21 protein-coding genes are annotated in these 21,798 nt (G+C 69.9%); 8 read left to right on the forward strand and 13 right to left on the reverse strand.

Annotated features, from left to right (window positions below; genetic code table 11):
• Positions 1 to 5 precede the first annotated feature (5 nt).
• Complete coding sequence (locus ACFYRH_RS01680; RefSeq protein WP_387766428.1) at positions 6 to 1,310, reverse strand: ABC transporter substrate-binding protein; 1,305 nt, start codon at positions 1,308 to 1,310, stop codon at positions 6 to 8.
• Between the two features lie 140 nt (positions 1,311 to 1,450).
• On the opposite strand from ACFYRH_RS01680, the gene ACFYRH_RS01685 reads away from it, so the two are divergent.
• Positions 1,451 to 2,473: a LacI family DNA-binding transcriptional regulator gene (locus tag ACFYRH_RS01685; protein ID WP_387766431.1), complete on the forward strand. Its 1,023-nt coding sequence runs from the start codon at positions 1,451 to 1,453 to the stop codon at positions 2,471 to 2,473.
• On the opposite strand, the gene ACFYRH_RS01690 is transcribed toward ACFYRH_RS01685, so the two are convergent.
• The gene (locus ACFYRH_RS01690; protein WP_387766434.1) at positions 2,452 to 2,892 is read right to left on the reverse strand and encodes a cupin domain-containing protein; all 441 of its coding nucleotides are present in this window, start codon (positions 2,890 to 2,892) and stop codon (positions 2,452 to 2,454) included. The two genes, ACFYRH_RS01685 and ACFYRH_RS01690, sit on opposite strands and share 22 nt — an antisense overlap.
• A 122-nt stretch (positions 2,893 to 3,014) precedes the next feature.
• Here ACFYRH_RS01690 and ACFYRH_RS01695 point away from each other — a divergent pair, with 122 nt between their 5' ends.
• A complete protein-coding gene (locus ACFYRH_RS01695; protein WP_387766437.1) occupies positions 3,015 to 3,674 on the forward strand; it encodes a winged helix-turn-helix transcriptional regulator in 660 nt (219 codons plus the stop codon).
• Here ACFYRH_RS01695 and ACFYRH_RS01700 read toward each other — a convergent pair.
• The 3 genes from ACFYRH_RS01700 to ACFYRH_RS01710 are packed head-to-tail and all read right to left on the reverse strand — an operon-like array spanning position 3,662 to position 7,985.
• The gene (locus ACFYRH_RS01700; RefSeq protein WP_387766440.1) at positions 3,662 to 4,519 is read right to left on the reverse strand and encodes an LLM class F420-dependent oxidoreductase; all 858 of its coding nucleotides are present in this window, start codon (positions 4,517 to 4,519) and stop codon (positions 3,662 to 3,664) included. The two genes, ACFYRH_RS01695 and ACFYRH_RS01700, sit on opposite strands and share 13 nt — an antisense overlap.
• Positions 4,516 to 5,079, reverse strand: a complete 564-nt coding sequence (locus ACFYRH_RS01705; protein WP_387766443.1) for a TetR/AcrR family transcriptional regulator — start codon at positions 5,077 to 5,079, stop codon at positions 4,516 to 4,518. The genes ACFYRH_RS01700 and ACFYRH_RS01705 overlap by 4 nt, the downstream gene beginning before the upstream one ends.
• A 44-nt stretch (positions 5,080 to 5,123) precedes the next feature.
• Positions 5,124 to 7,985 carry a S8 family serine peptidase gene (locus tag ACFYRH_RS01710; protein ID WP_387766445.1) on the reverse strand — a complete coding sequence of 954 codons (2,862 nt, stop codon included), beginning with the start codon at positions 7,983 to 7,985 and terminating at the stop codon, positions 5,124 to 5,126.
• Between the two features lie 267 nt (positions 7,986 to 8,252).
• Here ACFYRH_RS01710 and ACFYRH_RS01715 point away from each other — a divergent pair, with 267 nt between their 5' ends.
• The 4 genes from ACFYRH_RS01715 to ACFYRH_RS01730 all read left to right on the forward strand — a co-directional run bounded on the left by ACFYRH_RS01715 (position 8,253) and on the right by ACFYRH_RS01730 (position 11,703).
• The gene (locus ACFYRH_RS01715) at positions 8,253 to 8,870 is read left to right on the forward strand and encodes a Pr6Pr family membrane protein (RefSeq protein WP_387766448.1); all 618 of its coding nucleotides are present in this window, start codon (positions 8,253 to 8,255) and stop codon (positions 8,868 to 8,870) included.
• Positions 8,871 to 8,873: 3 nt separating this feature from the next.
• Complete coding sequence (locus tag ACFYRH_RS01720) at positions 8,874 to 9,422, forward strand: GrpB family protein (RefSeq protein ID WP_387766451.1); 549 nt, start codon at positions 8,874 to 8,876, stop codon at positions 9,420 to 9,422.
• Positions 9,423 to 9,491: 69 nt separating this feature from the next.
• Positions 9,492 to 10,553 (forward strand): glycosyltransferase, encoded by a 1,062-nt coding sequence (locus tag ACFYRH_RS01725; protein WP_387766454.1) that lies wholly within the window; start codon positions 9,492 to 9,494, stop codon positions 10,551 to 10,553.
• The gene (locus ACFYRH_RS01730) at positions 10,537 to 11,703 is read left to right on the forward strand and encodes a hypothetical protein (protein WP_387771665.1); all 1,167 of its coding nucleotides are present in this window, start codon (positions 10,537 to 10,539) and stop codon (positions 11,701 to 11,703) included. Before ACFYRH_RS01725 ends, ACFYRH_RS01730 begins: the two co-directional genes overlap by 17 nt.
• On the opposite strand, the gene ACFYRH_RS01735 is transcribed toward ACFYRH_RS01730, so the two are convergent.
• The gene (locus tag ACFYRH_RS01735; RefSeq protein WP_387766457.1) at positions 11,683 to 12,252 is read right to left on the reverse strand and encodes a TIGR03086 family metal-binding protein; all 570 of its coding nucleotides are present in this window, start codon (positions 12,250 to 12,252) and stop codon (positions 11,683 to 11,685) included. The genes ACFYRH_RS01730 and ACFYRH_RS01735 overlap by 21 nt on opposite strands.
• 173 nt (positions 12,253 to 12,425) lie before the next feature.
• Between ACFYRH_RS01735 and ACFYRH_RS01740 the strand changes: the two genes are divergently transcribed.
• Complete coding sequence (locus ACFYRH_RS01740; RefSeq protein ID WP_387766460.1) at positions 12,426 to 13,379, forward strand: aldo/keto reductase; 954 nt, start codon at positions 12,426 to 12,428, stop codon at positions 13,377 to 13,379.
• Entirely contained in the window at positions 13,376 to 13,720 is a 345-nt protein-coding gene (locus ACFYRH_RS01745; RefSeq protein WP_387766463.1) for a YciI family protein, read from the forward strand. The genes ACFYRH_RS01740 and ACFYRH_RS01745 overlap by 4 nt, the downstream gene beginning before the upstream one ends.
• Here the strand turns inward: ACFYRH_RS01745 and ACFYRH_RS01750 are convergent.
• From ACFYRH_RS01750 to ACFYRH_RS01780, 7 genes are read right to left on the reverse strand one after another with little or no spacing between them, the layout of a single operon-like run.
• Entirely contained in the window at positions 13,717 to 14,148 is a 432-nt protein-coding gene (locus ACFYRH_RS01750) for a GNAT family N-acetyltransferase (RefSeq protein WP_387766466.1), read from the reverse strand. The genes ACFYRH_RS01745 and ACFYRH_RS01750 overlap by 4 nt on opposite strands.
• A complete protein-coding gene (locus tag ACFYRH_RS01755) occupies positions 14,145 to 14,432 on the reverse strand; it encodes an antibiotic biosynthesis monooxygenase family protein (RefSeq protein WP_387766469.1) in 288 nt (95 codons plus the stop codon). The genes ACFYRH_RS01750 and ACFYRH_RS01755 overlap by 4 nt, the downstream gene beginning before the upstream one ends.
• A gap of 10 nt (positions 14,433 to 14,442) precedes the next feature.
• Positions 14,443 to 15,591: a VWA domain-containing protein gene (locus ACFYRH_RS01760; protein WP_387766472.1), complete on the reverse strand. Its 1,149-nt coding sequence runs from the start codon at positions 15,589 to 15,591 to the stop codon at positions 14,443 to 14,445.
• Positions 15,588 to 17,765 carry a DUF5682 family protein gene (locus tag ACFYRH_RS01765; RefSeq protein ID WP_387766475.1) on the reverse strand — a complete coding sequence of 726 codons (2,178 nt, stop codon included), beginning with the start codon at positions 17,763 to 17,765 and terminating at the stop codon, positions 15,588 to 15,590. Before ACFYRH_RS01765 ends, ACFYRH_RS01760 begins: the two co-directional genes overlap by 4 nt.
• Entirely contained in the window at positions 17,762 to 18,844 is a 1,083-nt protein-coding gene (locus ACFYRH_RS01770) for an AAA family ATPase (RefSeq protein ID WP_387766478.1), read from the reverse strand. Before ACFYRH_RS01770 ends, ACFYRH_RS01765 begins: the two co-directional genes overlap by 4 nt.
• Positions 18,841 to 20,244, reverse strand: coding sequence for a DUF5691 domain-containing protein (locus ACFYRH_RS01775; RefSeq protein ID WP_387766481.1), 1,404 nt, complete (start codon positions 20,242 to 20,244; stop codon positions 18,841 to 18,843). Before ACFYRH_RS01775 ends, ACFYRH_RS01770 begins: the two co-directional genes overlap by 4 nt.
• Positions 20,241 to 21,524, reverse strand: a complete 1,284-nt coding sequence (locus ACFYRH_RS01780) for an SWIM zinc finger family protein (protein ID WP_387766484.1) — start codon at positions 21,522 to 21,524, stop codon at positions 20,241 to 20,243. The genes ACFYRH_RS01775 and ACFYRH_RS01780 overlap by 4 nt, the downstream gene beginning before the upstream one ends.
• Positions 21,525 to 21,798: the final 274 nt, after the last annotated feature.

Below are 21,798 nucleotides of genomic sequence, written 5' to 3' on the forward strand. Positions count from 1 at the left end.
CGATCTCAACCCTTCAAGGCGTTCTCCACCTGGGACTTGACGCCTTGGAGCACGTCACCGACGGGCTTCTCGCAGTTGTACGCCGTGTCCAGCGCCGGCCGGTACAACTCGCGGGCACCGATCGTGTTCTTGGTCTGGTTGGTCGCGGTCAGGTGCTTGGCCGCCTCGGCGAACAGCCCGATGTGCGCGGGTGCCTTGCCGTTCGGCGCCAGCTCGGCCGCGGCCTTCAGGTTGATCGGCGTGAACGCGCCGCCCTGCAGCAGGATCTTCCCGCCGGCCTCGCTCGCGAGGTACTTGAGCAGGCCCCAGGCCGCGTCCGGGTTCTTCGCCTTCTTCGGGATGCAGAACACGATCACGCTGGACTCGGTCTTCTGCTCCACGTCGGCCGGCGGCGGAGCGACGTCCCAGGTGAAGTCCTTGATCGTCGAGCGCAGGTACGGAACCGTCCCGAAGGTCGCGAACATCATCGCGATCTTGCCCTGCGCGAACATCTGGTTCTGGACGTTGTCCTGCTGCAGCGCCGACCACGGCGGCTGCACCTTGTCCTTGCAGGTCAGGTCGGTCGCCCACTGCAGCGCCTCGGTCTCCTTCGCGCCGGGCAGCGTGAACTGCGTGCCGTCCTTGGAGAAGATGCCGGTCTCGCTGCCGTGGTTCACGGTGAACGTCTGCTCGTAGCCGGTGTCGAGGTACACCAGAGCGCCGTACTGCTTCTTCGCCGGGTCGGTGAGCTTCTTCGCCGCGGCCTCGAAGTCGGACCAGGTCCAGCCGACCGACGACCAGGTGGTCGGCGGCAGCGGCACGCCGGCCGCCTTGAACAGGTCGGCGTTGTAGAAGATCAGCCGGGGTTCGTACCCGAGCACCCACGCGGTGTGCGAACCGTCGGGCTGCTGCGGGAACTCGAACGTCTCCTTGGCGAACTGTGTCGTGTCCAGCTTGTCCTTCTCGATGTACGGCTTCAGGTCCAGCAGCGCGCCCTGCTGGGAGAAACCGCGGACGAAGTCGTCGTTGATCCGCATCACGTCCGGCGGACTGCCGCCGGCGATCAGGGTGCGCATCTTGGTGTCGTACTCCTGGGTGACCGCCGGCTGGATGGTGACCTGCGTCCCGGACTCCTTCTCGAACGCCTTGATCGCCTGCTCCAGCGGGTTGCCCTTGACCTGTTCCCAGTTCAGGAAGGTCATGGTGTTCTTCCCGCCACCACCGCTTGCGTTGCCGTTGCCACCACAGCCGGCCATCAGGCCGGCAGCGGTCAGTCCCGTCAGTCCGGCGAGAAACCTGCGGCGGCTCAGGTCAGAGAGTTGTGTCTGCACCGGAATCTCCCATCCGCGAGGGATGAATACGTATACACCTCAGACACTGAATACGTATACACAGGTCGATCAGCGTGGTCAACGCCTCAGCTGGACACTCTTCAGTAGGGTTCGGATCTCGGGACGAGGGGAGGCGGAGGATGTCACGACCACCGACGAGCCGCGATCTGGCACGCCTGGCCGGGGTGTCGCAGGCGACCGTGTCGCGGGTGCTGACCAACAACCCGAAGGTCAACCCGGAGACCCGGGCCCGGGTGCTGCAGGTACTCAAGGACGCGAACTACACGCCGAACGCGCTGGCCCGCGCGATGAAGACCGGGCGCACCGACACCATCGGCGTGTTCATGACCCGGGTGACCAGCCCGTTCCACGCCGAACTGCTGGACGAGATCGGCCGGGTGCTGAGCTCGCTCGGTCTGCACATGATCCTGTGGAACATCGAGCACGATCCCGAGGAGTCGGTCGCCGAGGTCCTCCAGCAGCGCCTCGTCGACGGGTTCCTGCTGACCTCGGCGACGTACGACTCGAAGCTGCACACGATGGCGGTCGCGTCCGGTACGCCGACCGTGCTGCTGCACCGCGGCATCGACGGACTCGACTGCGACCAGGTCGTCGGCGACAACTGGCAGGGCGCGTACGACGCCGGTCGGTACCTGGTCGACGCGGGGCACACCGACATCGGGCTGGTGACACTCACCCACACCGGGAACACGTCCCGCGATCGCGACCTCGGGTTCCGCGCCGCGCTCGCCGACGCGGGTGTGAAGGTCAAGCCGGGCAACGTGATCTCGGTCGACGTACCGCACGCCTCCGGGCACGCCGCGGCGCGCACTCTGCTGTCCCGGAAGAAGCCGCCGACGGCGATCTACACGGTCACCGACCTGCTCGCGTTCGGCATTCTCGACGGCGCCCGCGCGATCGGCGCGACGGTCCCGGACGACGTCTGGGTGATCGGGTTCGACAACACCGACATGGCCGCCTGGGAGTCGTTCGACCTGACCTCGGTGGAACAGCCCGTCCCCGGCATCGTCGGGGCCGGCATCGACCTGCTCCGGCAACGGATCGAGCACCCGGACCGTCCGACCGAGATCATCACCCTGCCGTGCCCCCTCGTAATCCGCGGCTCAACCGCGCACCGGCCCTACACGGGGATCGAGTCGTAGCGCGCCGACACCTCCTTGCGGGCCACGGGATCCGTGATCGCGTTGGGCGGGAGGCCGGCGAGCTCGAGGAACATCTTCTCCAGGCCGCCCGGCACCATCAGGGTCAGGAAACGGCCTCCGCCGGGACCGGCGCTGATCGTGTGCACGGTGTTCTTCGGGACCAGCACGTACGTCCCCGCGCCGGCCGGCACCGGATCGCCGCCTACCGTGAAGGTGAACTCACCGTCGAGCACGAAGAACGACTCCTCGAAGCCTTGGTGCAGGTGTGGAATCGTCCACGGCCCTTCGGTTTCGCCGGCGAACTCGGTCAGCGAGAACGCCGTGGTGACCGCGTCGTCGGCCAGCACCCGCATCCGAGCCACCCCAAGATCCGCGGCCCGGCCCGCACCCGCCGCCACCACATGCGCGCGACCTGTCATCGTCCCCACCGCCTCTCAGCAATCCACCTGACTGTCCCTTCCACAGTCGGCCGGCCGTGACAGGTCCGGCAACATCAGATTCTGAAGTTGCCATCGGGCTGAGCGCGAGTGACGCTGGCAGCGTGCGCGAGTACGGCCAGTTCTGCCCGATCGCCAGGAGCTCCGAGCTGCTGGCGGAACGATGGACGCCGATCATCGTGCGCAACCTGCTGAACGGGTGCCGCACGTTCAAGGAGATCCGCCAGGGCGCGCCGGGTATCTCCACAGCACTGCTCACTCAGCGACTGGACGGGCTCGAGCGCCGCGGCGTACTCCGTCGTACCGTCGACGGTCGCGCGGTGACGTACCAGCTGACCGAGATGGGACAGGCGCTGCGGCCGGTGCTCGACGCCATGGGGCAGTGGGGTGCGCGCTGGCTCGAGATCGAGCCCGGGCACCTGGAGCCGGCGTACGTGCTGTGGGCGACGATGAAACTCGTCGACGTGGACCGGATCCCCGACGGGACGACGGTGGTGAAGTTCGAGCTGCTCGACCGCCCGGCCGACACTCACTGGCTGATCCTGCGCCGCCCGCAGCCCGAACTGTGCGTGCGGCCGAGCGGGTACGTCGAGGACCTGATCTGCCGGACCGATGCGGCGACGCTCGTCGACCTGCACCTCAAACGACTCGGGTACGCCGCCGCTCTGCGCGCGAACCGGGTCGAGCTGATCGGTCCGCCACCGTTGACCCGGAAGTTCCGGTTCTGGTTCCGCAGCAGCCCGTTCGCCGACTACGTGAGCTGAGGGAGGACCTCACTCAGTACGCCGGCATGGTCGGCCGGTTTGGCCAGGCCCATGTTCATCGTGTTGATGCAGAGGTGGGTCGCGCCGAGCTCACGCCAGCCTTCCGCGAAGGCCTGCCAGTCCTGCTCGGGTACGGCGCCCAGCGACAGCCGTGCCTCGATCCCGATGCTGCCCGGGTCGCGGCCGGCCTTCTCGGCCGCCTCGCGGATCATCGCGACCTGCCGCCGCGCGTTGTCGTCCGGCGCCGACTGCGGCATCCAGCCGTCACCGATCCGGCCGGTGCGTCGCAGTACCGCGTCCGCACCGCCGCCGAACCAGATCGGGATCTCCCGGCCCGGCAACGGGTTGAGGCCCGCCTCCTCGACGTGGTCGAAGTCGCCGTCGTACGAGACGACCGGCTCGGCCCACAGCTTGCGTAGCAGCTCGACCTGCTGGGTCATCCGCGCCGCGCGCTTCTCGAACGGCACGCCGAGTGCGTCGTACTCGACGTAGTTCCATCCGATGCCGACGCCGAGCCGGAGCCGGCCGCCGCTCAGTACGTCGACCTCGGCGGCCTGCTTCGCGACCAGCGCCGTCTGCCGCTGCGGAAGCACGAGCACACCGGTCACCAGCTCCAGGTCGGTGGTGATCGCGGCGAGGTACCCGAACAGGACGAAAACCTCGTGGAACAAGGACTTGTCGGTGTACCCGGTCCAGCCCGGGCGATGCGCCGGATCCGCACCGAGTACGTGGTCGTAGGCGAGCACGTGGCTGTACCCGGCCGCCTCCACCGTCGTGGCCCAGTCACGCACGACCTTCGGGTCCGCCCCGATCTCGAGCTGCGGGAACACCGCGCCGATCTTCATTTCGTAGCCTCCGGCAACAAGTCGACCAATCCCTGGACAGCGAGCTCGAACGGCTCGGTCGACCCGGCCGCCCGCGCCAGCACGTACCCACCTTGCAGTACGGCGGCGATCGTCGCGGCCGTCCGGTCCGGATCGAGCCCCGCCGGGTACTCGCCGTTCCGCCGGCCCTCCGCGACGACCTCCGCCAGCCGCGTCCGCAACCACGCGAACGTCTCGGCCACCGGTGCCCGCAACTCCGGATCCGCAACCACGTCCGGATCCGCGGTCAACCGCCCGACCCGGCAGCCCCGGAGCACATCCCGCTCCCGCTTGAGGTACCCGCTGATCCGCTCGGTCGCCGACCCGTCACGACTCAGCTGCTCGTCGGCGGCGGCCCGCAGTTCGGCCCCCGACCGCTCGATCGCCGCCTTCGCCAACTCCGCCTTCCCGGCGAAGTGGTGGTACATACTCCCCTGCCCCGCCTCCGCGGCCCGCTGAATCGCCTTCGGCGAGGTCCCGACGTACCCCCGCTCCCACAACAACTCCTGCGTACTGCGAATCAACCGCTCGACGGTCTCCATGCCGCCAACTGTACCCAGAGGTACAGTTGGCGGCTCCTGGAGCACTACTGCACAGTGACGATCTTGTTCACCGTGTACGCCGGCGCGTGGTCGGCGTCACCGGCGAAGAAGACCCGGTACGCCGTCTGCCCGCGGACAGCGGGCCTGATGCCGAACGCATACTTGCCCGAGGTGCTCAGCTTGACCGAGGCGATCGACTTCCAGACCTTGCTGCCGTACTGCTGCAGGTAGACCGTCTGGCCGGCGTGCGCGGGAGCGACGTACCCACTGAACGCGGTTGTCGCGCCAAGCTTGATCGTCGCGGGAGCGAGCGCGGCCGAGATCGTCGGCTTGACCTGGACGGTGACGTCGGCGGTGCGGGTGCCCATCAGGATCCCGTTCCCCGGGAACGTCAGCATGTAGACCGATGACACGAGCGGCTTGTGCGTCAGCGACAGCGTCCCGGTCGACGACGTCTTGAGCGCCGCCAGCAGGGTGAACTTCGACGAGTTCTTCGGCCGTACGTAGACGTTCACCGGCAACCCGGCGTACGCCAGGTTGTCGATCCGCAGCGTGCTGCCCTTGATCGTGATCGAACCGCCGTAGTTGAGCAGCGTCGACGTCACGCTGATCCCCGACTTCATGCCCAGCAGCTGCTTCACCGCGGGCTGGGCGCTGTAGTGGCCGGCACGGTCCTTGATCCAGGCGGCGTAGGTGTACGTCGTACCTTGCGCGAGCCCGGTGTCCTTCACCGCGTACCCGGTGCCCGCGTACACGAGCGTCCCGGTGGCCGTCGTCGGCGCCTTGCTCCCGACGTTGCGGCGAATGATCACCTGATCGAGGTCCGTGGTCGGCGGGATCGTCCAGGTCAGGTTGGCGGCCAGGTAGGCGCCGACCCCGACGAGCTGCACCGGCCCCGGAACGCGGTCCTCCGTGCTGAACACCGAGGTGAATGGAACCATCGGCACCGTGGGATCGAGCGAGACAACTCCGTCGGCGACGATCCGGAACGGCGTTGCCTCAGCCAGCGGGGACGTCGGCGCGATCTCCGCCCGGCGGACGGTGTGGTCGTACGTGACGGTCGCCGGAATCACCGCACCGGTCTTGCCGTTGAGCAGCTTCACGCCGCCGTTGGTGACACTGTTCTCGTCGACGTTCCGCGGGAAGGTGACCGTGGGCTTGGCGAGGATCGAGACACCGGCGGACAGATCCCCGGGCGACGCGTCCACGACCGGGTAGGCAGGAATCGGCGCGATGCCGCCGGTGCCGACCGCGTTGGTCAGCTTCAGCGAGTACGCGCGGCTGTCCCGCGATCCGTTGGCGTTCCGGACCGCGATGTACATCGTCTCGGCCGGGACGTTGACGAACGTCGAAGCGGTCAGCGCCTGCGGGATCTCGTACCCGTCGCCGTCCACCGGCGGCTCCGGCTTCTGGACGAACGCCAGCGGCTTCAGGTTGCTGTCGTACGCCGAGATGACCGGCCCGAAGTTCTGCGCGTAGGTGCCCGAGTCGAACAACGGCCCGGTGAGGTCGAGGCGAGCCGAGTGCGCGGCGCTCGACGGGACCTTGTACCAGTCGACGTCGCCTTCGACGCTGATCGTTCCCGAGACCGGGACGCCGGCGATCAGTTCGCCCGCGCGGGCCGGCAGGTCGTTCTTGTCCGCGGCGCCCTGCGGGAAGTCTGTGGTCCACTTGCCGCCGAGGGCCTGGTAGGCGTCCAGGATGCCCGCGCCGTAGTACGGGTCGTTGCCGCGCGGACCCGCGTCGCGCGCCGTGGCCTTCAGTCGAGCCATCACCTGCGCCGGGGTGTACGACGGCCACTTGTTACGGACCAGTGCGGCCACACCGGCGACGATCGGGGACGAGAACGACGTACCCGCGAGGCCGAGCCAGTACGGCTCGTAGCCCGCCGGGGTCTGGTTGCGGGGCGCCGTACTGGTGATGTCGTAGCCAGGAGCGGCGAGGTCGACCGCGTCGCCGTAGCTGCTGAAGCTGGTCAGCACCCCGGCCGCGTTCGTGGCGCCGACCGACAGGACCTCCGGGTACGCACCCGGGAAGTGGTTCGACGAGTCGCCGCCGGTGTTGCCGGCCGCGGCGACCAGGACCACGCCGGCGTTGTACGCGTTCTTGATCGCGGTGTGCAGGACCGGGTCGTCGCCTTCGCCGCCGAGCGACATGTTGATCACCCGGACGCCGTTCTTGACCGCCCAGTTGATGCCGTTGATCAGGTTGGTGTCGTCACCCGAGCCGGTGTCGTCGAGCACCTTGATCGGGCGGACCTTCGCGTTCCACGCGACGCCGGCGATGCCGGTGCTGTTGCCGGTACCGGCCGCGATGATGCCGGTCACCGCCGTACCGTGCCCCTCGCCGTCGTTCGGCGCCAGCGCCGTGTTGAAGGTGTTGTAGCCGGGCAGCAGGTGACCGGCCAGATCCGGGTGGCCGGCGTCGACACCGGTGTCCAGGACACCGATCGTCTGGTTGCCGGCGGTCTTCGAGAGGTCCCACGCCTTGTCGACACGGACGGTCGGCAGGTACTTCTGGTAGTTCGTGTACAGCCAGTCGTTCGGGGTCGCGGACTTCCGCCGGATGTAGTTCAGCGAGGCGAGTTCGACCGTCGGGTCGGCCTTGACCTTCTTCAGCAGCTCGGGCGCCGGCACGTCACCGGTCACGGTCACGATGTCGGCGGTCACCGACGCCTTGGGCGTGCCCTTGACCTTCGCCAGCGCGGCCTTGCGCGCCGAACTGGTGGTCTTCGGCTTGAACTGCACGATCACCGACTTGGGGTCGTACGCCGGTCCGTTCGCGGTGCCGGGCTGGAACTTCACCCGGCGCACGTTGGGAGCAGCGGACACATCGGCATGACCGGACGAGCTGGTGACGACCACCAGACCGGCCGCGATCACAGCCGCGCTCACGGTCGCGGGCACGACCAGACGCAGGAGACGGGCGGGACGGGACAACTCGGACTCCCAGGGATCGGAATTCGGGACCGGACCGGAACATCGGTCCGAGACCTAAATCGTCCGATTGACACCCCGCGTTACAGCGAACCGCGACCCGTGATCCGAACGATGCCGGGCGCTCGGTCGCCGAGGCTGACGGCGTGGCGGCTTGGGGTAGGACAGGGAGGCTGGAGAATGACGAAAGTGCCTCCTCGCTCCCGAACCGGAACAGCCTCACGGTGGTGGCACGGGTTGATCGCGGCCGTCGTGCTCGCCTCGGTGCTCATCGAACTCGTACTGATCTTCACCGGCGGCGCCGATGCGAACTCCGGTGACGCCGGCGCGTCGATCGGCGTCGGGACACGGCTGTGGCGGATGTTCAGCTTCTTCACCATCCAGAGCAACCTGATCGTGCTCGCGGTCGCCGTCGGTCTGGTACTTCGTCCCGCGCGAGACGGATCGCTGTGGCGCGTCGTACGCCTGGACTCGTTGCTCGGGATCGTCATCACCGGCCTGGTCTTCGCGATCGTCCTGGCCCCGCAGGTCCACCTCACCGGCTGGTCGCTGGCCTCCACCATCGGCCTGCACTACATCTCCCCGTGGGCGACGCTCGCCGCCTGGCTCGTCCTCGGCCCCCGCCCACGCCTGACTTGGCACGCAGTCGCTTACGCCTTCATCTGGCCACTCGCGTGGCTCATCTACATCTTCACCCAGGGCGCCTTCACCAACTGGTACCCGTACCCCTTCCTCGACGTCACCGACCTAGGCCTGGCCACCGCCCTCCGCAACGCCGCCTTCGTCCTCCTCCTCGGCCTCCTCCTGGCCACAGGCCTCAAAACCCTCGACACCAAACTCCCACCCCGCGCATAGCCCATGCCGCAGCGAGTCATCACGATCGAGCCGTACGACCCCAGTTGGCCGCGCCGCTTCGGCGAGCTCGGTCGCCAACTACGCGCCGCCCTCGGCGAGACCGCCCTGCGGATCGACCACATCGGGTCCACCTCCGTCCCGGGTCTCGCGGCCAAGCCGGTCGTCGACATCCAGATCTCCGTCGCCGCCCTCGACCCGGTGGATCCCTTCCGGCTCCCGCTCGAAGGTCTGGGCTACATCTACCGGCCCGACAACCAGGAACGCACCAAGCGCTACTTCCGCGAGCCCGCCGGCGAACCCCGCACCCACATCCACGTCCGCAAGCTCGGGAGTTTCTCCCAGCAGTTCCCCCTCCTCTTCCGCGATTACCTCCGCGCCCACCCCGCCGAACTCGCGCCGTACGCATCCTTGAAGCGCCGGCTGGCCGCCGAGCATCCCTACGACGGTGGCGCTTACACCGAGGCGAAACTCCCGTGGTTCTGGCAGACCATCCGCCGCGCGGACGAGTGGGCCCAGCGCACCGGATGGGAGTGCGGCCCCAGTGATACATGAGCGGGGGTGGATTGATGTCACACCCGGTGGATGGGCGGTTGTTGGTGCGGACCGATAGTCTCGGGCGCCATGAGCACGAGTGTCGCCATCGCGGTGATTACCTTCAGGCGACCTGCTCTGTTGCGAGGGTTGTTGACGAGTTTGCAGGCTCAGGAACTGCCCTCCGACGGGGATTATGCGATCCGGATCGTGGTGGTGGACAACGATGCGGACGGGTCGGCCGCGCGAGTCCTGAAGGAGTTCGGGGACGGTACGCCGTACCCGATCGAGTCCGTGGTGGAAGCGGAGCCGGGGATCCCGTTCGCGCGGGAGCGATCGGTCGAACTGTGCTGGAACGACGACGCGCTGATCTTCGTGGACGACGACGAGGTCGCGCCGCCGGGCTGGCTGAAGGCGTTGCTGACGGCCTGGGAGTCGAGCGGTGCCGACGTTGTCACCGGCCCGGTGAAGGGCAACCTGCCGCCCGGCGCCCCGCCCTGGAACCACTACAGCGACGTCCACGACTCGACCGGCAAGCATCCGACCGGCGAGGAACTGCGCAAGGCGTACACGAACAACACGCTGGTCAGCCGCCGCGTCTACCACTCGGTCACTCCGGGCTTCCATCCCGCGTTCCGCTACACGGGCTCCAGCGATCTGCACTTCTTCCTCCGCGTGCACCGCGCCGGGTTCCGCATCGTCTGGTGCGAGGAGGCCTGGATCGCCGAGGAGGTCCCGGTCGGCCGCACCACGCTGCGCTGGCTGGTCCGGCGGGCGTTCCGCTCCGGCAGCGGGGACACCATCAGCCGGCTGCTGATCCGCCCGGGCGCGATCAGCTACGTGCTGGTCCTGGCCTATGCTTCGGCCCGGGTGATCTCCGCGATCGGGTTCGCCCTCGCCGGGCTGCTGCTCGGCCGGAAGACGCACCTGCTGAAGGCAGTCCGCCGGTTCTTCTCGGGCGTCGGGAGTCTCGCCGGGATAGTAGGGATCAACCATGACGAGTACCGGGAACGGCACGGCGCCGACCACCCCACCGACGGTGGCGGAGCTGTGCCGGGCGATCTGGACGGTGGAGAGCGACCTGGATCTGCTGACGTGGCAGATCAAGGGGACTCGTCCCTGGCCGATCATCCGGATGCGCGTCTTCCATGAGCTGACCCGCCGCAGCGGCATCCACGGCGCGCCCCATCCGGTACGGCGAACGCCGTACGACAAGGCCGCGCTGGTCGCGAGGCACGTCAGCGGGCTCGTCACCCGGACCCCGTTCCCGGGCCGGTACGACGCTCTCGTCGTACCGCATCCGCGGAAACCGAACGGTGTCGAGATCTACACCGACGAGCTCTGCCGGACGCTCGGCGACCGCGCCCTGATCCTGGACTCCGGGATCAACGGCACCCCGCTGGCCGGCAGCAAGAACCTGGACTTCTTCACGTCCGCCGCCGGTGCCGTGCACCGCGGGACGATCGACGACCGCGGCATCGCGACCGCGCTGCAGAAACTCACCGGTGTCCGCGTCCCGGTGGGTGCGCTGCTCGCCCGCGAAGTACCGAAGCACCTGCGCCTGCGCGCCCTGTACCGCGCTCTGCTGAAGAAGCACCGGATCACGACCGTGTACGTCGTGGTCGCGTACTTCCACCAGCACATCGTCGGCGCCGCGCGCGATCTCGGGATCCGCGTCGTCGAGCTGCAGCACGGCGCGATCAGCCCGTTCCACCTCGGCTACAGCTACCCGGGCCGCCCGGCCGTCGCCGACCAGCCGGACGAGCTGTGGTGCTTCGGCTCGTACTGGACCGATGTCGCGGACCTCCCGGCCGGGCAGCGGACCGAGGTGATGGGCGCGCCGTTCCTGCCTGCTGCCGGCCCGAAGGAACCGAACCGGGCCGTGTTCCTCTCGCAGGGAACGATCGGGACCGAACTCGTCCAGGTCGCCGCCACTGTGGCGAGGGCCTATCCGGACCTCGAAGTTCTGTATCGCCTGCACCCGAGCGAACGTCCCGAGGACTACACGATGCCCGCCGGCGTCCAGCTCTCCACCGGCGGCAACACGCTCGAGCTGCTCGCGTCGGCGACGTACCAGGTCGGCGTCTCGACCACGGCGCTCTTCGAGGGGATGGCGCTCGGCTGCCGGACCGCGGTCGCGAACCTACCCGGCCACGAGTACCTGGCGCCGGCGATCGCGAAGGGCCATGCGCTGCTGATGACCGAGCCGGCTCAACTCACCGCCGCGCCCACCTGCCCGGACCCGACGATGTACTACGCGCCCAGCACGCTCCCAGAGCTCTTAGGGCTCGCGCCCGAGTAGACCGAGTAGACGGTCCTGCAAGGGCGCATCGGGCGGCACTGGCACCTCGGCGCCGTACACCTCGATGCCCTCGCCGAAAGCCCCCGGCGTCCGGTACTTCGCCATCACGTCCGGCGGGATCGCGACCGCGGTGGCCCAGAGCCGTTCGATGTCGACGGGGTCCATCGTCTCGTCCTGCCCGGTCGCCCGCGCGAGATCCCAGCCATGCAGCACGAGGTCGTCGGACACCACCTGGTCGATGTGCTGCTCGGCCGTCATCCGCCCGCCCGGGGTATCGGTCTCGGTCAGCGCGGCGATCGGATCGTCGAGGACGTCCTCGATCACGGCCTTCGCCTCCTGGAACGCGGTGAGCGGGTCGTCGGCCGGCTCCAGCTTCCGTGCGACCGGCGTCAGCATCGCGGCATGCATGGTGACGACATGCGCGACCACGTCCCGCGCGGTCCATTTCGCGCATGGTGACGGGTTCTCCCACTGGTCCGGCCGGACCGCCGCGACCTTCCGCTCGAAGGCCTCGGCCCGCCGCCGGTACCGCTCCGCGATCTCGCCCATGACGGAATCGTGCCCCCAACGGACGCGGATCTCCAGGCCATCACAATCGGCGAGCCGGTACGGCGGTACGCGGGGGCCTCCGGCAGGCGCGCGATCGTGATGGCCTGGGCGTCCGGCGCTCGTCGGCCGCTCGCCGGCCTGGAGTGTCGGTGCCGCCTTCTAGCGTGGGGGGAATGCGGACGGTGGAACTCGGGCGGACGGGGTTGCGGGTCAGCGAGCTGGGGTTGGGGCTGGCGTCCATCGGTGGAATGTTCGCCGCGGTCCCGCAGCAGCAGGCGGTGGCGACGATCGACCGGGCCTGGGAGCTCGGCGTGCGGCTGTTCGACACCGCGCCGGTCTACGGGTACGGGTTGTCGGAGCAGCGGGCCGGGTTGGCGCTCCGTGGGCGACCGCGCGGCGAGTTCGTGCTGTGCAGCAAGGTGGGCCGGCTGATCGAGCCGGGCGGACCGGACCTGCAGCCGATCTGGGCGGAGCCGCCGCCCGGGATCGGCCCGCGACTGGATTACTCGTACGCCGCGACGATCCGCTCGTTCGAGGCGAGCCTCGAGCGGATGGGGATCGACCGCATCGACGTCCTGCACATCCACGATCCCGATCTGGACTTCCCGACCGCCTCGACCGAAGCGTTCCGGGCGCTGGCCGAGCTACGCGGGCGGGGCACGATCCGGGCGATCTCGCTCGGCGTGAACCACGCGGAGGTCGCGGCCCGGTTCCTCCGCGCGACCGGAGTCGACGGGCCGGACTGCATCCTGCTCGCGGGTCGGTATACCTTGCTGGACCAGACCGGCGCGGACGAACTCCTGCCGCTGTGCGAGCAGCTCGGGGTCGCGGTCCTCGCCGCCGGGGTGTTCCAGGGCGGCGTCCTCACCGAGACCGCGGACGGCGTACCTCGTGGGTATGCGCGGGCTCCGCGGGAGATACTGGAGCGGATCGATCGGCTCCGGGCGCTCTGCCGGGAGTACGGCGTACCGCTGCTGGCTGCCGCGGTGCAGTTCCCGTTGCGGCATCCCGCTGTACCGGCCGTGGTGGTGGGGGCTCGGACGCCGCGGGAGATCGCGGAAGTCGCGGCGTGGCACGAGTTGGAGATCCCGCCGGAGTTCTGGGCGGCATTAAGGTCACGGCTATGAGGTACATGCTGCTGCACAAGACCAACGACAACCTCGAGGCCGGCAACCCGCCGGACCCGGAGATCCTCGAGCGGGCGGACGCCGTCCTGGAGGAGATGCGTCAGGCCGGGGTGCTGGTGCTCGGCGAGGGCCTGATGCCGAGCTCGCGCGGGGCGCGGGTGACGTTCCCGGCGCCGGGGCAGCCGCGGGTGATCGACGGACCGTTCGCCGAGACCAAGGAGCTGGTCGCGGGCGTCTCGATCATCCGCGTCGACTCCAAGGAGGAAGCCATCCAGTGGGCCCTCCGCTTCGCCGAGGCCGACCCGTACACGCCCATCGACATCCTGGAGGTCGCGGGCTAACGAACCATGTGCAGAATGGGGTAGGGCTTGCCGGTGGAGTCGTGGGCGGTGCGGGAGACGGTCCGGAAGCCGTGGTGCTCGTAGAAGCCGATGGCCTGCGGGTTCTGTTCGTTGACGTCGACCGATGTGGCGGCGTACTGCGTGAACGCGTGCTCCAGCAGCAGCGTGCCGCCGCCGCGCCCGCGGTGGACCGGGTCGAGGAACAGCATCTCGACGTTCTCGTCCTCGACGCCGACGAACCCGATCAACAGCCCGTCGTCGGTTCGTAAGCCGGCGAGCTGGGCGATCTCCCCGAACGACGCCCGTACCAACGGCCGGAAGACGTCGAGGTCTGCCTCGGTCACGAAGTCGTGGGTCGCCCGGACCGAGGCCTCCCACAGCTCGGCCGCCCGGTCGTACTCGGCTGGGTCGATCGCACTGATCCTCACTCGGCCAGGGTGCCCTCTTCGGCTGCGACGAGCGAGTCAATTGCCGCGAAGAAGCGCGCGATACCTGGCAGGTTCGGGCCCTTCTCGCGGGAGGCGGCGAAGTCCTCCGGTGTCGCCCACTCGACGATGTCCAGCCACTCGTCGTTCGCCAGCCGCACCAGGCGCGCGCCGAGGAAACCGGCGCGATCGGCGGCGAAATCCGTCAGCATGTCCGCACGGGCCGCCAGCAGCTCCTCGGCCTGTTCCGGCAGCACGCGGAAGCGGGTCAGTTCGACGGTGGTCATTCAGCACTCCTCAGGTGATGTTGGTCGCCGCCCACCCGCCGATGTCCTCGCGGCGGATGGCAGCGGCCATCAGGTCAGGGAACAGATCCGGAGTGCAGGCGAACGTCGGTACGCCGAGCTCCGCCAGCGCGGCCGCGTTCTCGGCGTCGTACGACGGTGACCCCGAGTCCGCCAACGCCAGCAGTGCGATCACCTGTACGCCGGATTCCACCAAGGAACGCGCCCGGCGCAGCATCTCTTCCCGCACGCCGCCCTCGTAGAGATCCGAGATCAGCACCAGCACGGTCTCGCCGGGCTTCGTCACCAGCTCCTCGCAGTACGCGAGCGCCCGGTTGATGTCCGTACCGCCACCGAGCTGCGTACCGAACAGGACGTCGACCGGGTCCTCCAACTGGTCGGTCAGGTCGACCACTGCGGTGTCGAAGACGACCAGCGAGGTACGCAAGGTCCGGATCGACCCGAGCACCGCGCCGAACAGCGACGCGTAGACCACCGACTCGGCCATCGATCCGGACTGGTCGATCGCCAGCACGATGTCCCTCTGCACGCTGTGGTTCCGCCGCGCGTACCCGACCAGCCGGTCCGGCACGATCGTCCCCAGCGTCGGCGAGAAGTGCTTCAGGTTCGCGCGGATCGTCCGGTCCCAGTCGATGTCCGAGTGCCGCGGTCGCGACGTACGTCCGGCCCGGTCGAGCGCGCCCGTGACGGCGGCCCGGGTCCGCTCGGCCAGCCGTGCCTCGAGTTCGGCGACGACCCGCCCGACCACGTCGCGCGCGGTCTGCTTGGTCTCCTCCGGCATCACCTCGTTGAGCGCGAGCAACGTGGAGACCAGGTGCACGTCCGGCTCGACCGCTCCGAGCAGCTCCGGCTCCATCAGCATCCGGGTGATCCCGAGCCGCTCCACCGCGTCCCGCTGCATCACCTGTACGACGGTGCTCGGGAAGTACTGCCGGATGTCACCCAGCCAGCGCGCCACCCGCGGCGCCGACGACCCGAGCCCGGCCGACCGTTGCGTTCCCGACTCCCCCTCGGCGGCGTCGTACAAGGCCGCCAGCGCCGCGTCGACGGCCCGGTCCTCGGCCGCCAACGTCGTACCGGTCTCCGGCTCCGCTTCCCCGCCCAGCACCAGCCGCCAGCGGCGCATGCGTTCGTCACTCATGAGACCCCCAAGAGCTGAGCTACAACGGGGAGTGCGGTCGTGGCCAGGTCGGCGTCGAGGTCGTTGTCTTCGGCAACCACCACCGACGCGGGATCCGCGAGGACGCGGGCCCGCGCGCCGATCGACCGCCGCTCCGGCGCCGCGAAGGTCCCGAACGTCCGGCGCAACAACGGCAGCACTTCGGTGAACGCGTCGTCCGGGATCGCCGCCAGCCACCCGTCGACCATCGCCAGCAACCGCTCGTCGTGCACCAGCAACAATCCGCCGCCGGCGAGGAACCCCTCGACGTACCCGGCCGCGTCCGCGGTCGGCGTACCGGGCGACAAGGAGCGCCCCAACCGCAGCGCGACCTCGTGATCCGGCAAGCGCGACGTGTCGAGCATCAGACGCGTCAGCCGCCCGCGGATCAACGGCGGCACCGAGGGCCGATCGCTCAGCCCTTCCAGCGTGTCCAGCCACTGCGACCGAACATCCTCCGCCAACAGCACGGTCGCGTCCTGCACCCCGTCGATCAACTCCTGTACGGCGGCCGCCGCGTCCGGATCGAGCCCGTGCACGGTCCGGCCGAGACCGGCACACACCCGCGACACCATCCGCCCCGCCACCGCCGCGAGTCCCGCGGTGTCGGTACCGCGTACGTCGCCGTACCGCGACGCTCGGGCGAGGGCCGGGAGAGCCGCCATCAGGTGCCCGACGTCGGCATCGGCTGCCGCTCGGGTGTCGATGCCCTGCAGCAACGGGGGGAGCGCGTCGGCGAGATCGGCGAGCAGCGACTTCTCCAACGCGGCCGTGACATCGGCCAGCGTCGTCGAGTCGGCCGCCTTCAGCATCACGGTCGTCGCAGCGCCGAGCACCGTCGTACCGTGCGCGCCGGCCGCGACCAGCTCGACCTCCAGGCCCGGATCCCACGCCAGCCGCCACATCTCCCGGAACGTGCCCTGCGCCCGCCGCTCGTCGGTGGCCGGCACTCCCCAGTGCACGCCGAGGATCCGCAACCGGTGCAGGAGTCTGGACTTCTCCAGGTCGTTCGGCTTCCGCAGGTCGAGCTCGATCACCCGCTCGGTCACGTCCCGCCGCATCCGCAGCCGCCGCGCCTGCGCCGCGAGGTCCGCCGCGACCGGCGCCTGCGGCGTCTCGCCGGGCACCGATCCGAGCAGCTCCCCGACAACCGCCTCCCGCGTCACCAGATCCAGCAGTACGTCGTTCCCGCCGCAGAGCACCGCCCGCGTCGCCTCGGTCACCTCGCTCAACCCGGCCAGCGGGCGCTCCCGCAGCGCGGCCAGCGTGTCCGCGAGCCGGACCGCCTCGATGACGTGCGCGCTGGAGACCGGGAGATCCTCGTCGCGCAGTACCTGGGCGACCTTCGAGAGCCAGCGGGTGGTGATCTGGTCCGGCGCGGTGAACAGGTGGTGATACCAGCCCGGGGAGGTGATGCCGGCGCCGTACCCGCTGGTCGCGGCCAACCGGCCGTGGGTCCACGGCACCCAGGTGCACGCGACCTTGCGCTTCGGCAGGCCTTTCAGGATCCGTTGGTCGTGTGTTGCCGGAGGCAACGGAAGCTCGAGGGCCGGGACGTGCCAGGCGCCACAGATCACTGCGATGCGTTCGAAACCCTCACGCTGCGCCTTCCGCAGTACCGTCCGCATGTAGGCCTCGCGCTGCGCCTCGCGGCCGGTCGCGTCTTCGCCGTGCCGCAGTTCGCGCATCGCGTCGGCGATCACCGTGAACGGCTCGGCGCCCCCACGCCGCGACTCGATCACGTCGTCCCACCAGCGCTCGGGATCGTCGTACCCGCCCGCTTCGGCGAGAGTCGCCAGCGGGTCGATCGACGCCGCCCGCCGGCCCTCACCACCCGACGACGCGAACTGCTGCGCCGCGGGCAGATCGCAGAACCGCACCGGCACCCCGGCGGACAGTCCGTACCTGATCGCCTGCCACTCCGGGCTGAAGACCGCGAACGGCCAGAACGCGGCGCGCGTCGAGTCGTCCACCGCATACGCCAGCAGGGCGACCGGCGGCTCCATCTCTTCCGACGCCGCCAGCTCGACGAGCTTGTCGGCCTCCGGCGGTCCCTCGATCAGCACGATGTCCGGCTCGAGCTCGGCCAGCGCGGTCGTCACCGCGCGCGCCGACCCCGGCCCGTGGTGCCGGATCCCGAACAGGTGAACGGTCATCCGGAGATCTCTCGGCAGGCCCGGTAGAACGGCGCCCAGTCGTCCCGCTCGCGGACGACGGTCTCGAGGTACTCCGACCACACCACCCGGTCCGCCGAGGGGTCCTTGACGACGGCCCCGAGGATGCCGCCCGCCACGTCGGTCGGCCGCAGCACACCGTCGCCGAAGTGGGCGGCGAGCGCCAGACCGCCGGTGACGACACTGATCGCCTCCGCGGTGGACAGCGTGCCGGACGGAGACTTGACCGCCGTCCGGCCGTCCTCGGTCCGGCCGGACCGCAGCTCGCGGAAAATGGTCACCACCCGGCGGATCTCGTCGAGCGCATCGTCGGGCTGCGGTAGCTCCAGCGCCGATCCGAGTTGCGCGACGCGGCGGGACACGATCTCCACCTCGTCCTCGGCCGAATCCGGCAACGGCAGTACGACGGTGTTGAACCGCCGGCGCAGCGCGCTGGACAGCTCGTTGATGCCCTTGTCCCGATCGTTGGCGGTGGCAATGACGTTGAATCCCTTGCGGGCCTGGACTTCGCTGGCCAGCTCGGCGATCGGCAGTGTCTTCTCGGACAGGATCGTGATCAGCGCGTCCTGGACGTCGGACGGCATCCGGGTCAGCTCCTCGATCCGGGCGATCTTCGCCTCGGTCATCGCGCGCTGCACCGGGCTCGGCACCAACGCCGCCTCACTGGGGCCCTGGGCAATCAACTGGGCGTAGTTCCACCCGTACCGGATCGCTTCCTCCGCGGTGCCCGCCGTGCCCTGCACCAGCAGCGTCGAGTCACCGCTGATCGCGGCCGCGAGATGCTCGCTGACCCAGGTCTTCGCCGTCCCCGGTACTCCGAGCAGCAGCAGCGCCCGGTCCGTCGCGAGGGTGGCGACCGCGACCTCGATCAGCCGCCGCGGACCGACGTACTTGGGTGAGATCTCGGTGCCGGACGCCTGCCCACCGAGCAGGTACGTGACCACGGCACTCGGCGACAGCTGCCAGGCCGGCGGGCGCGGCTTGTCGTCGGCAGCGGCGAGCGCACGCAGCTCGTCGGCGTACTCGACTTCCGCGTGCGGGCGCAGTACCTCGGTCGTCATGAGAGCTCCTCGTACATTTCGCGGCGGAAGGTCAGGGTCTCCACCAGGCGCCGGCGCCAGGTGTCTTCCTCGCCGGTGGGTTCACGGGTGATCGGATGGTCGAGTACGTCGGACGGCACCGCGCGGGCCGCGATACTGGCCAGCCGGGCCCACGCGCGGTTGGTGCCGACCTTTCCGAGCTGGTCGAGAATCATGCTGCCCAGCTCCGCCGGCCACGGGACCGGAAGCCCACCGACCAGTTCGGCGACGTCGACAGTCTTGCGCAGTCCGTCGACTGCGCCGGCCCACTCCTCGGGTGGCAACAGCCGCAGCAACTCCGCGGGACTTCGGCTGCCGGTCGCGGATTGGCTGTCCAGGAGTGCGCGGGCCCATTCGGCCGAGCCTTCCCGAATGGCTGCCTCGGTCCAGGCTGCCTGGAGGATGTCGGGCGCGCAGCCCTCGACGGGTGTCTGCACCCAGGCGAGATCCATCGCCGCGAGAGGTGTGCTGGCGACGATCTGCAGGAACCACCAGGCCCGCTTGCCGAGGCCTTCGGGGTTCTGCGAGTCGAGGCCGTCGCGTTCCATCGCTTGGCTGAGGCTGCGGGGCAGGTCGACCGCGAGTACGCCTTGGGTGGGGGTGAGATGTGAGTTCAGGCGTTCGGTCATGCGGTCGGCGTAGCGGGACCCGGGGAGGCGGGCGAGCAGCCGCGCGGCGCCCCGGCGTACCTCACGGGAGCGGTCGTCGAGGGCCGCTTCGAGGAACTCCTCGTCGGCCGGCGAGAGTCCCTCGGCGAGCAGGCCGAGGAAGTCGGCCCGGGTCGCGGCGGCCTCCGTCGGCCAGACCTCGGCGAGCGCCTCGCGAGCGGCAGCCGGATCCTGGGCACGGGTGGCCCGCAACCAGGTCCGGCGCTGGATCGCGTTGCCGTGCGTCCACAGTTCCGGATCGTTGCTCTCAGCAACCGCCGCGTGCAGGAAGCGCCACTCGGGGTTCAGGTCCGCCAGCCACCGCGCGCGGCGGCCGGCCGCGGCGATCACGAGCGGACGGTACTCCGCGCGGTTGCGCGCGTAGTCGGCGAGCGCGGGCAGGTGCTCCGGCGGCACGCCCCACCCCCGTGCGTCGGCGGTACGCAGCCACTCGCCGAGCGCAGACGTCTGGAAGCCGCCGAGCATCGCGGCCAACCGGCGGATCGCCACTGGCCGCGGCAGTGGGCGATCCGCACCTGGGGCAGCGGGGAGCGGCTCGAGTTCGCGGAGCGGCTTGCGGCCGGCGCGCTTGAAGACGGTCGCCAGCGCGGCCGCATCGAGCAGTCCGCCGTCGCCCAGCCGCTCCTGGACGGGCTCCGGGAGTTCGTCGAAGTGCGGCGGACGGCGGTCGGTCCCGAGCAGGGCCGAGCTGACCAACCCGTCCCAGCCCTTCACAGGATCACCGGGCGGTCGTCGTGCCAGCAGGTCATCGGGCGGAAGCCGGCGCGGTTCCACTCGCCGGCGACTGTGATCGGGTCGCCTGCTGACACCGCGAGGAGTTTCATCGGGTCCCATCCGGGCAGGAGTTCGAGGCCGTCGCCGTCGGAGTCCGTGAGCGCCCAGCCTTCGCCGTGGCGGGATGGGCGGACGTCGCGCAGGACCAGGGGCCAGCGTTCGTTCCACGGGTCGGCGGCGAGCGATTCGACGTACGACGCGAGCGCCTGCCGGACCGTGAGTCCGGCGGGGCGCGGGGCCGGCAGGCGCGGGGCGGACTGGGTGAGGAGGGCGCGCAGCGGGAGGGCGCCAGGGTAGAAGGAGAGCGCGCCGGGAACGTACTCGCCGGGGCGGGCCGGGAGCGGGTCCAACGGGCGGCCGGCGGCAGCGAAGGTGAGGATCAGCCCGAGCCGCCCGGTGGTTGCCCCGCGCAACCACACGCGGCGGACCGTGAGCCGCTCGTCCGGCTCGATGATGCGGCCGAGCATCAGCCAGTCGTCCTCCACCTTCTCACCGTCGGCGAGCACGCGGGCGGTGTCGGTGGTCCAGCCGATCCGGGCCTGCACCGTGTCGGCGAGTGACGGCGGCAGGTCGGCGAGCCGGGCGTGCGCCGCGACGATCAGATGGATGAGCGAGAGCTCCTCGAGCAGTTCCCCGGGCCAGTCGTGACCGCGGCCGATGGCGCCGGCGGCACGTCGTACCGCTCCTGCCACGCCGGGCGCCTGGGCGTCGACCATGCGCGCGGCGAGCCGGCTCAACTCGGAGTACGCCCGTTGGTCGAAACCACCGAACCCCTGCCGGACCTGGTCGTCCAGCCAACCGGCCAGCTCCGCGAGCCCCGACGACACCCGATCGGCCCGCCGCGCGGCTCGCTCCTGGGCCGCGATCGGATCCGCCACCTCGCCCGGCTTCCGCTCCGGCCGCTCAGCCCGCTCGGCGCGCTGGTCGACCCACGTCCGCACCCACTCGGGCTCCTCGCCCGGCAGCACCTCGCCCTTGCTCCACAACAACATCAACCCGAGCGCGTGCTTGCAGGGAAACTTCCGCGACGGACAGGAACACTTGTACGCCGGGCCGCTCAGATCGACCGCGGTTTGGTACGGCTGCTTCCCGCTCCCCTGACACAGCCCCCAGACCGCCCGCTCCGTCGCGCCGGTCCCCGTCCACTTCGCACTCCGGGCCAGCCCCTGCCCAGCCTTCGCGGACGCAGGATCAGGCGCCAGCCCCACCACCTGCTCCACGTCCCACAACCCCACACCACTCCCTCACCAGCTACCTACCCCGAAGCATGCCACCCACCCCCGACACCCCCCGCCACCCGCCCCGCCCGCCCGGTCCCGCCCCGCCGGGCCCTCACCCGCCGAGTCGTGGGAAACGGCCGCGAGAACCGAACCGCCAGCCACGACTCGGCGATCGTGTCGACAACCTTTCTGCACGACTCGGCGGGCGGCGGGGTCAACCCGAACCGACGGGCCCGAGAGCAGCCAAAGACCAGGCAACCGGGTCGGCGGACCC

Source organism: Kribbella sp. NPDC004875 (assembly GCF_042873375.1).
Lineage (GTDB): Bacteria > Actinomycetota > Actinomycetes > Propionibacteriales > Kribbellaceae > Kribbella.